Here is a 7,699-nt window from a genome sequence, read left to right on the forward strand (position 1 = left end):
GCCTTTCCGCACGGCCTTTGACGTCGGCGAAGAAGCGCTGCCCCGCCGCGAGATCGGCATGGGCGGCGAAAATGACCTCCGCTGTCTCCGCCGCCAGTTGGCGTCCTGCCTCCGAGGCGCCGGCCTGCACGATGACCGGCCAGCCCTGGATTGGCCGCGCGATGTTGAGTGGGCCGCGCACCGAGAGATGCTCACCCTTATGGTCGAGCACATGCAGCCTGGCCGGGTCGAAATAGAACCCGCTTTCGGCGTCGCGGATGAAGGCATCGTCGGCAAAGCTGTCCCACAGGCCGGTGACGACATCGTAGAATTCCCGGGCCCGCCGGTAGCGCTCGTCATGCTCGACATGCTCGTCGAGGCCGAAATTGAGCGCCGCATCCGGATTGGACGTGGTGACGATGTTCCAGCCGGCGCGTCCGCCGCTGATATGGTCGAGCGAGGCGAAGCGGCGGGCAACATGATAGGGCGCGTCGAACGTCGTCGATGCGGTGGCGACCAGCCCGATATGGTCGGTGACGGCGGCGAGCGCCGACAAAAGCGTGAACGGCTCGAACGAGGTGACCGTGTGGCTGCGCCGCAGCGCCTCGATCGGCATGTTGAGAACGGCCAGATGGTCGGCCATGAAGAAGGCGTCGAACTTCGCCGCCTCCAAGGTCTGGGCGAAGCGCTTCAGATGCGCGAAATTGAAATTGGCGTCGGCATAGGCGCCCGGATAGCGCCAGGCGCCGGTATGCAGGCTGACGGGGCGCATGAAGGCGCCGAGGTGCAATTGTTTTTGTGTCATGAAAGTCGTTTCGACCGATCGATACAGTCGAGCACTAGCGCTCGAATCCTAAACTCAGGATCGGACGGTCCGCGCAACTCGGGAAGATATCCTGTTCCTCCACACCGGCCTTTTGCAGCATAGGTTTTGCGCTGTCCGGGACCAGGACAAAAAATGGCCGGGCTCGAATGCGGCCCGGCCAAAAGAAGGTTTGAACCTTCAGAGGGGAACACCGTCCAGCGGAATGGGAGGAAACCGCTAAACGATTTTACCTTTTTGCGCCTATCTCGAAGCCTTGGCGACGAATGGCATTCCAAAAAACATATGAAACGGCAAAAATTCGTGCAGAGCTGAGTTCACGAACCCGCCGCTCCGGCCTGGAGAAGATCGGCATAGTGGCGGCGTGCCACGTCGGGATGTGAACGCAGTCGGCTTTTGAGCACATTGGTGCCGACATCGCGGAACAACGGATTGTCCGGATCGCTTGCCGGCCCGCGCGCTTCGGCCGCCAATTCCTCGGGCAGGGTCAGAAGCGGTATGGTCGCGTCCAGCCGCGCACTGAAGAAGAAGGGAACGGAGATCCGCTCGACGCCGGCAGGCGGCGTCACGACGCGGTGAACGGTGGCACGCAAATACCCATTCGATGCCAGTTCGAGCAGTTCGCCAATGTTGACGACCAGCGTTCCAGGGAGCGGATCCACATTCACCCAGCTTCCGTCATATTCGACCTGCAGGCCCTTGTTGTCGTCCTGCAGCAGCAGGGTGAGGAAACCGCCATCCTTGTGCGCGCCGACGCCCTGGTCGCCTTCGGTCGCGTCACGGCCGGGATAACGGACGATCTTCATGCGATGGTTGGGCGAGTCCCGATAGATCGCGTCGAAGGCGTCCTCGGGCTGATCGAGCGATAGTGCGAAGGCTTTCAGCAGCCGAATGGCCACCGCGGTCGCCTTGGCCTGCCATGCAAGCAGTGCCGGCTTGAGCTCCGGCAGTGCAGACGGCCACTGGTTCGGCCCCTGCAGCCGTGTCCACGGTGCAATTCCAGGTCCCTGCGCTATGGGCTGGCGCTCGACGCCGATGTCGAGTTGCTCACGCCAGTCGGCCGCGCCCTTGGTCAGTTCGCCGCCGGCGCGGGTGTAGCCGCGAAACTGCTGGGATTTGACCATTTCGATGGCCAGCTTGTCGGCCTCCGGCAACGCGAAGAACCGTCGCGAGGCATCGAGCACGTCGTCGATCTCCGGGGCGGAAATTCCGTGGCCGCTGAGATAGAAGAAGCCAACGTCCCGGGCTGCCGTACGCAGGTCCAGGAGAAAGGTACGATACTCGGACGCACCTTGTTCGAGGCGGCTCAGGTCAAGCACCGGCACAATTCTGGGCATGTTCAGCTTCCTTCTTTTCTCTGCCCTGGCTTAGGAGAAGTAGAAGCGACCACCGGCAAGAGCTTCGAGCATGAATGCATCTCAAAGTGACACGCAAGGCGTGCCGATCAAAGCAACAGGAAGTCCAATCCGGGCCGGATGGAAGAACGTCAGCGCTGCATATTATGACCTGTCGGCAAATAATTTCCCGACAAGTGCTTTACCCGCCATGCCTCTCGTGGACCGCACTTTCCAGTGCGACAGCGTATAAGTCGCAGCGGAAGCGCAATCGCGCGTGATCGTCTGTAAATCCCGCCAGCCGACCGGCAAGACGGCTTCAAGCCAGCTCGAACCGCTCGATGGCGCGCATGATGCCGCGCAGCTCGGCGAGGCCCTTCAGCCGGCCGATCAGCGAATAGCCGGGGTTGATCCTGGTCTTGCCGATGTCGTCGGCAAGCAGATGGCCATGGTCTGGTCGCATCGGAATGCGCCAGTCGGCACGGCCTTCCCTGCGACGGCGCGCCTCTTCCTGCATCAGAGCGAGGATAACATGCGCCATGTCGGTGCCGCCTTCGAGATGCTCGGCTTCGTAGAACGAGCCGTCATCCTCGATGGTGATGTTGCGGAGGTGGACAAAGTGGATGCGGTCGGCGAATTCCTTGACCATGGCGACGATGTCATTGTCGGCGCGCGTGCCATAAGAGCCGGTGCAGAACGTCAGGCCGTTGGCGGGGCTGTCGACGGCGTTAAGGATGAAACGCGCATCCTCGGCTGTCGAAACGATGCGTGGCAAGCCATAGAGCGAGAAGGGCGGGTCGTCGGGATGGATGCACATGCGCACCCCCTCCTCTTCGGCCACCGGAATGATCTCGCGCAGGAACCAGGCAAGGTTTTGGCGCAGCTCCTTTGGTCCGATCGCATCGTAGTCCGCCAGGGCCTCGCGAAAACTGTCCCTGTCATAGCTGCGCTCGGTCGCCGGCAGGCCGGCGATCAGGTTGCGTTCGATCCTGTCGATCGCTTCGCTGCTCAATTCCTTCAGCCGCGCTTCCGCTTCGGCGATACGGGCAGCGGTATAGCCGGCTTCGGCATTGACGCGCTTCAGCACGAACAGGTCGTAGGCTGCGAAATCGATGGCGTCGAAACGCAGCGCATAGCCCGTCGTCGGCAGCCGATAGGCGAGATCCGTGCGGGTCCAGTCGACCACCGGCATGAAATTGTAGCAGACCGTCGCAATGCCGGCCTTGGCGAGCGCGCGGATTGAGTCGCGATAGTAGCCGGCGTAGCGCTCGCGTTCCGGCGCGCCGACCTTGAAGGAGTTGTGGACCGGAATGCTCTCGACCACCGACCATGTCAGGCCGGCGGCCTCGATGACACGCTTGCGCTCCAGAATGCTCTCGAGCGGCCAGGCGCGCCCGTCATAGATATCGTGCAAGGCGCTCACCACGCCGGTCGCACCGGCCTGCCTGACATGATCGAGCGTTACCGGGTCGTTTGGTCCATACCAGCGCCAGCACTGTTCCATTGCCGCTTCCTTCTGCGAGAGGATGGCAACCTATTGTTGGACCACAATGGGTGTCAAACTAGGAACCGGTTTCGGACAGCGAATGAAGGAGTTTTCCCAATGAAGGATTTCGACGGCAAGGTTGCCTTGGTGACGGGGACGACCGGGATTGGCCTCGCAACCGCCAGACGCCTCGCTGCAGGGGGCGCTGCGATCATCGCCTGCGGCATCGACCGCGCGGCCAACGCTCTACTGAAAGCGGAGCTGGAAAGCTCCGCAGCCGGGGCGCTGGTCATAGGCGCCGACGTCTCCGTGCCCGATCAGGTTCGCGACGCGGTCGCGGCCGGCGTGGAGCGGTTCGGCGGCCTCGATATCGTCGTCAATTCGGCGGCGGTGCATCCGTACGGAACCGCCGTCAGCACCGATTTCGAGACCTGGAACAAGGCGATGGCGGTCAATGTCGGGTCGATCTATCTGACCGCGCATTTCGGCATCCCGGAAATGGTCCGCAGGGGCGGCGGCGCCATCGTCAACGTCGCTTCGGTGCAGGGCTTTGCCTGCCAGCAAAACGTCGCCGCCTATGCCACCACCAAGGGCGCCATCCACACGCTGACGCGTGCCCTGGCCCTGGACCATGCGCGCTCCGGCATCCGCGTCAATTCCGTCAGCCCCGGCTCGATCCGCACCCCGATCCTGGAGAAGGCCGCCCGCGGCGAGAACGGCACGGACGCCGATGTCGAGGCCGCCTACAAGCGCTTCGGCGAAGCGCACCCCATCGGGCGCATCGGCGAGCCGGAGGAGGTGGCCGAACTTATCGCTTTCCTGTGTTCGTCGAAGGCCGGCTTCTGCACTGGCGCGGACTACAAGATCGATGGCGGCCTGACCGCCGGCATCGGCGTGAAGTAGATCGCGAATGGGGCCTGGCCTTTAGCGGGAGCGGCCGGCATCCGACAATTGGTTTGCCGAATTCTTGCAGATCAATGCTCAAGCAAATCGAGCAGCGAAATTGAGCTTTAGCGAAATTTCGGAAACGCACCGCCATCAGGGGCGTTGGCCCAGCTCTGCAAGGTCTGGCCGCCGTCGATCAGCCAATCCACGCCCGTGACGTGCCTCGCCTCGTCCGAGGCCAGGAAAGCCACGGCGGCCGCGACATCGTCCGGCTGGCCGATGCGGCGCAATGGAATGCGGTCGGCGAAATGCTGGACGCTGCTCTTGAATTCGCCGTCACCGGAAGCCGGCACGCCAAGCGTCGTCTCGATCACGCCGGGGCAAATGGCATTGACGCGTATGCCGTAGGGCGCAGCATCGAGCGCCGCAACCCGCGTCAGGCCGACCACGCCGTGTTTGGAAGCGACATAGCCGGCACCGCCCGAAAGGACGTCCCAACCGGCCATGGATGAGCCCATGTTGACGATCGAGCCACCGGTCCCCGCCTTGATCATCGCCCGAAGCGATGCCTGCAGGACGAGGAAGATACCGCGCAGATTGATACGGATGGTCGTATCCCAGTCCTCGACCGGCAGGTCGTGAACGGGAGCGACGACGCCGGAAATGCCGGCATTGTTGAACACCACGTCGAGGCCGCCGAACGTCTCGACGGTCGCCTCGACGGCGCGCCGCACATCCGCTTCATCGGTGACGTCGGCTTCGATGGCAATGGCGTTTTCACCCAGTGAGCGAGCCAGTTGCTGCGCCGCCGCGCCATTGCGATCGACAATGGCGACGCGCGCGCCTTCGTCAAGGAAACGCCGCACCGCCGCGCCGCCGATCGCGCCGGCGCCGCCAGTGACAAGGATCTTCTTCTGGTCGAATCGTTTCATCCCCCGGTCTCCGGCTTTGGATAGGAACGCCATGAATATTGTGGTTCGAAGCCGATCGTTTCGCGCGCATGGACCGTGTCGAGCACGGCGCCAAAGCCGGCGATCGGCCGCGATAGAGCGACATCGGGATAGACCCGGCGCACGAGCGCTTCGGTTTCCTCTTCCATGAAGGTGTCGGCGGCGCTGAGCAGGACGCGCAGATGGCCGTCGCCTTGCCATTCAAGCGCCCGCAGGAAGCCCTGCCCGGCGTCGCGCGCGTCGAGATAGGCCCACAGGTCGCGGGCACTGTCGGCCGTGGCGCGGCGCGGCCCGACGCCCTCGAAAAATGAACCCGGCGTCTGGATCCACGGCATGCGGATACTGACCGCCGAAAAGGCGCCGCGGCGCACCGCCGCGTCGACGATTTCCTCGCCCAGCCATTTCGACAGGCCGTACGGGTCCTGCGCGCCGACCGGGTGGTCCAGGTCGACCGGCAGATAGGGCGGTCGCACAGGTTTTTCGAAAAAGGGATAGCCGAAGACGCTGAAGGATGAGGCATAGATGAAGCGCCTGGCGCCGGCCATGGCGGCTGCCTCGACCACATTGTAGGCGGTCGCGATGTTGGTCTTGAACACCTCGCCGCCGGCCCGGCCGGTCGGCCGCGGAATGGCCGCGACATGCACAACGGCATCGCAATCGCGCACCAGCTGCAGTGTCGATCCCAGATCGGTCAAATCGGCGGTTGCGTGGCGCCATGCGACCTCACCCGGCACCACGGCATCGACACCAAGCACATCGTGGCCGGCCGCAACCAGAGCCTCGGCCACATGGCGGCCAAGCAGGCCGCTGGCTCCGGTGACGATGGTTTTCATATCTCGGCCTCGGCTCCGCAATTCAGCGGCTTGAATATCATTGATGGTCATACAAATCGAGCACATGCCTGACAAGCGTTGTCAAGGCCATTTCGCGATGGGCAAATAGCGCATACGCTTGTCGGAGCGCGGTGCGCAAGGCCGACCAGCACGCTTTGCGTCGAACGGGATTGACTTGGCATCCACTAGGGTTTTTTGTATGAGCATCAACGATCGGTCAAAGGAGCTCGCCATGTCCGTGGACAGTTTTTCCTCACATCGGCACGATGATGCGGTGCGCCTCGATCCACGCCGTGCGGCCATTATCGTCATCGATATGGTCAATGAGTTCTGCAAGCCCGGCGGGGCCATGGTCCTGCCTGGGTACGAGACGCTGGTCGCGCCGCAACTGGCCGTGATCGAGGCTGCGCGCGCCGCCGGCGTGCCGGTGATCTGGGTCCATGACAGCCACCGACCGGGCATGCGACGAGAGCGCGAATGGCTGAAGCGCACACCGCATTGCCTGGATGGAAGCTGGGGGCCGGAGATCATCGAGGATCTCGGCGCCCGCGATGATGAGATCCATGTCATCAAGCGGCGCTACTCGGCCTTCTTTCAAACCGACCTGGACCTGACGCTGAAAGACATGCAGGTCGATCAGTTGGTCATTTTCGGCGTGGTCACCAACATCTGCGTGCGCTCGACCGTCCATGATGCCTTTTTCCAGGGCTATGAGGTGGTGGTGCCAAGCGATTGCTGCGCGGCAACGGGACCACGCGAGCAGGAAAGCTCGCTCTACGACATAGCGACCCATTTCGGCGTGGTCAGCGATTCGGCTGATGTCGTCGCAGCCCTCCGCGACGGGACGTCGCTTCAACCAGCGGAGGTCGCGGCTTGAGCTTTTCCAAACCGGCGACATCCGAGACAGCGGCGATAGGAGTCCGGTGTGACGACTGAAAAGAAACCGCAATCCGAAAAAGGCGCGACCTCGAAAACGCCGAGCGGCGATGCACCCCCGAGCCGCGAGCAAGTGCTGCAGCAATACGCCGAGACCGGCTATGAACTGGACCGTCACCCGGCGCACGTCATCCGCCGGGCGCATCAGCGCGCGACACTGCGCTTCCAGCAGGTCATGGCCGGCGAAGACCTTTCGCCAACGCAATTCGCGGCGCTCGCCACGATCCTCAAGCATGGCGAAGTCTCGCAGAACCATCTCGGCCGGCTGACGGCGATGGACCCGTCGACCATCAGCATCGTCATGCGCAAACTGCTCAAACACGGGCTGATCACGCGCAGCGCCTCCGAAACCGACCAACGCCTGACGATGATCGCGCTGACCAGCAAAGGGACCGACTATACGCTGGAACGGCTCGAACGCAGCGTCGAGGTCGGGCGGCGGTTCCTGTCGCCGCTCTCCCCGGCTGAGCAGG

At 63.2% G+C, this 7,699-nt stretch carries 8 protein-coding genes; 3 read left to right on the forward strand and 5 right to left on the reverse strand.

Annotated elements, in window-relative coordinates; translation table 11 throughout:
* The 3 genes from EN879_RS16385 to uxuA all read right to left on the reverse strand — a co-directional run.
* On the reverse strand, nucleotides 1-784 hold a 784-nt coding region (locus EN879_RS16385), incomplete at its 3' end, for an NtaA/DmoA family FMN-dependent monooxygenase (protein ID WP_127274132.1).
* Nucleotides 785-1,119: 335 nt separating this feature from the next.
* Complete coding sequence (locus EN879_RS16390) at nucleotides 1,120-2,139, reverse strand: isopenicillin N synthase family oxygenase (protein ID WP_013530313.1); 1,020 nt, start codon at nucleotides 2,137-2,139, stop codon at nucleotides 1,120-1,122.
* A gap of 316 nt (nucleotides 2,140-2,455) precedes the next feature.
* Nucleotides 2,456-3,640 (reverse strand): mannonate dehydratase, encoded by a 1,185-nt coding sequence (gene uxuA / locus EN879_RS16395; RefSeq protein ID WP_063170107.1) that lies wholly within the window; start codon nucleotides 3,638-3,640, stop codon nucleotides 2,456-2,458.
* A gap of 99 nt (nucleotides 3,641-3,739) precedes the next feature.
* Here uxuA and EN879_RS16400 point away from each other — a divergent pair, with 99 nt between their 5' ends.
* Nucleotides 3,740-4,525: an SDR family oxidoreductase gene (locus EN879_RS16400; RefSeq protein ID WP_063170106.1), complete on the forward strand. Its 786-nt coding sequence runs from the start codon at nucleotides 3,740-3,742 to the stop codon at nucleotides 4,523-4,525.
* Between the two features lie 107 nt (nucleotides 4,526-4,632).
* Here EN879_RS16400 and EN879_RS16405 read toward each other — a convergent pair whose 3' ends face one another.
* On the reverse strand, nucleotides 4,633-5,439 hold the full coding sequence (locus EN879_RS16405; RefSeq protein WP_024502294.1) for an SDR family NAD(P)-dependent oxidoreductase: 807 nt from the start codon (nucleotides 5,437-5,439) through the stop codon (nucleotides 4,633-4,635).
* Entirely contained in the window at nucleotides 5,436-6,290 is an 855-nt protein-coding gene (locus tag EN879_RS16410; RefSeq protein ID WP_024502293.1) for an NAD(P)-dependent oxidoreductase, read from the reverse strand. Before EN879_RS16410 ends, EN879_RS16405 begins: the two co-directional genes overlap by 4 nt.
* Before the next feature lie 232 nt (nucleotides 6,291-6,522).
* On the opposite strand from EN879_RS16410, the gene EN879_RS16415 reads away from it, so the two are divergent.
* Nucleotides 6,523-7,167, forward strand: coding sequence for an isochorismatase family cysteine hydrolase (locus EN879_RS16415; protein WP_024502292.1), 645 nt, complete (start codon nucleotides 6,523-6,525; stop codon nucleotides 7,165-7,167).
* Between the two features lie 48 nt (nucleotides 7,168-7,215).
* Nucleotides 7,216-7,699, forward strand: a 484-nt coding sequence (locus EN879_RS16420; protein WP_164774434.1) for a MarR family winged helix-turn-helix transcriptional regulator, incomplete at its 3' end; no start/stop codon positions are given.

This window comes from Mesorhizobium sp. M7A.F.Ca.AU.002.02.1.1 (assembly GCF_003998535.1).
Taxonomy (GTDB): Bacteria; Pseudomonadota; Alphaproteobacteria; order Rhizobiales; family Rhizobiaceae; genus Mesorhizobium; species Mesorhizobium ciceri.